The organism is Clostridium sp. AM34-9AC (genome assembly GCF_003480225.1).
Taxonomy (GTDB): Bacteria; Bacillota; Clostridia; order Lachnospirales; family Lachnospiraceae; genus Acetatifactor; species Acetatifactor acetigignens.
In genome coordinates this window covers 1-1,803 of the sequence record NZ_QUIU01000062.1, presented here as the reverse complement: position 1 = coordinate 1,803, position 1,803 = coordinate 1, and the positions used below count along the sequence as shown (strand labels likewise).

At 45.3% G+C, this 1,803-nt stretch carries 1 protein-coding gene; it reads right to left on the bottom strand.

Annotated features, from left to right (window positions below; translation table 11 throughout):
- Positions 1-408 precede the first annotated feature (408 nt).
- A complete protein-coding gene (locus DW835_RS17665) occupies positions 409-1,686 on the bottom strand; it encodes an IS110 family transposase (RefSeq protein ID WP_118731511.1) in 1,278 nt (425 codons plus the stop codon).
- Positions 1,687-1,803: the final 117 nt, after the last annotated feature.

Genomic DNA, 1,803 nt, shown 5'->3' with positions numbered 1-1,803 from the left:
CCTCCCATAATAATCTTTGTTTTTCTCTTGTTAACTCGCTTTTTCTCACATTTTCATTTCTTCATAGAGATATTTTCTAAGTCTATGTCATTCCCCTTGGCCATAAATCATGGATATTCGGATGTTTAGGGTACACAAAACAAGACGTCGTCTCATTCTGCTATGATCGGCCTTTCTTTCCCCTACTCCTTACGGCAGCCTAACCTCCCATGTCATACAGGATCTCCTTTACTTCTGGGTCCTTAATTCCTTCGTTCTGCTTATCCATAAAGGGGCGTCATGATGCTCCTTCGCTGAGTCTCTGCTCTGATGGTAAGAAATCTGACTTGGCTCTCTATGTTTATGAATTTCTTCTGTTCCTTTCAGCACCTTGCGGCGGACGTCTCCTGAATCTCACAGTCGTTCTTTTTATGCTGCCTGCGGCTGCCTGTGAATGTCAGAAAGCATCTTCTGCGCATCATAGGTCACTCCATTTGCAAGGATGGCATAAAAGACCCGTATCAGCTTACAGCTGATCGCAATCACGGATTGTTTCTTCTTGAGCGGATTATTCGCTCTTGTCGTGTAATACTCATGCAATGACTTAAACTCTGGGTTCTTCGCTATCAGCGGAATTGCTGCATTGAACAGCACTGCCCGCAGCTTACTCCGACCTCTTTTGCTTATGGTCGTCTGTCCTTTGTGCTTTCCAGAGCTGTTCTCCCGTAATGAGAGTCCTGCCAGCTTTTGTATCTGTCTGGGTGATTCGAAACGCCTCACATCACCCACTTCTGCCAGAAATCCGGCTACCGTGATTACTCCTATACCTTTGATGGCAAGCATCTGCTCGCTTTCGGGTATCTTCCTGCACAGCTTTTCTATTTCCTCCATAACGGCATCCAGCTGTGCCTTTTTGTATTCGTAATCCTCGAGCAACAGTTTCATTTCATACTGGGCCGCCGAAGAGCCTTTCTTTAAGCCGATGCTGCGTTTTGCTGTCTCACACAGGGTCGTTGCCCTTTTCATTCCCACAGCCCTAAGCTTTGCATCACGCCAGATTTGATTGATTTTCTCGGCTCCCAGTTCCACGATTGCTTCCGGAGTACAAACTTTCTTTAGAAGCAGCATACTGCTCTGTGCTTCATAGTCCCCAAACACATCTGTGTACTCGGGGAAATATATGGCGAACCATCTGGCAAATCTGTTTTTGATCTGGGTCATCTCCCTGATGAGTCTCTTACGATTGGCCACCATAATTCTTAAATCAGCATACACACCATCCGGTGTATACGGTGCAGAATACCGGCCCTCGGTAACCAGCTTTGCGATCACCTTCGGATCCTTCCTGTCATTCTTGCTTTGGCTGTTGTCATCCAGTTCCTTGGTCTGCTTTACCGCATAAGGGTTAACCATAACCAGGAGGATGCCCTCATCCTCAAGATAAGCGCCAAGGTCAAACCAGTAATGACCTGTCGGCTCGATACCTACGATTGCATCCAGCTTCTTATACTTGTCCTGTAAATGCTGCATCCATGCTTTGAAAGATTCAAATCCTTCTCTGCTGTTGCTGAACGGAAAGACTTTCCCAAGCTCAATGCCTCTCCAGTCAAATGCCCTGGCGTACTGTGTCGTGCTTCCGATATCGATTCCAACTACCAAAGTTGATTCTTTTACTTGATTGATTTTTTCATTCTGCTTATAATTCATTTGTGGGTGTCTCCTTTGAACAATGATTCTTATTAACCGCCAAGTTAACAATCATTATTCTATGGGTGGCACTCATTTTTTGCAAACCGGTTATTTGTTACTTAACAGGAATGCTCC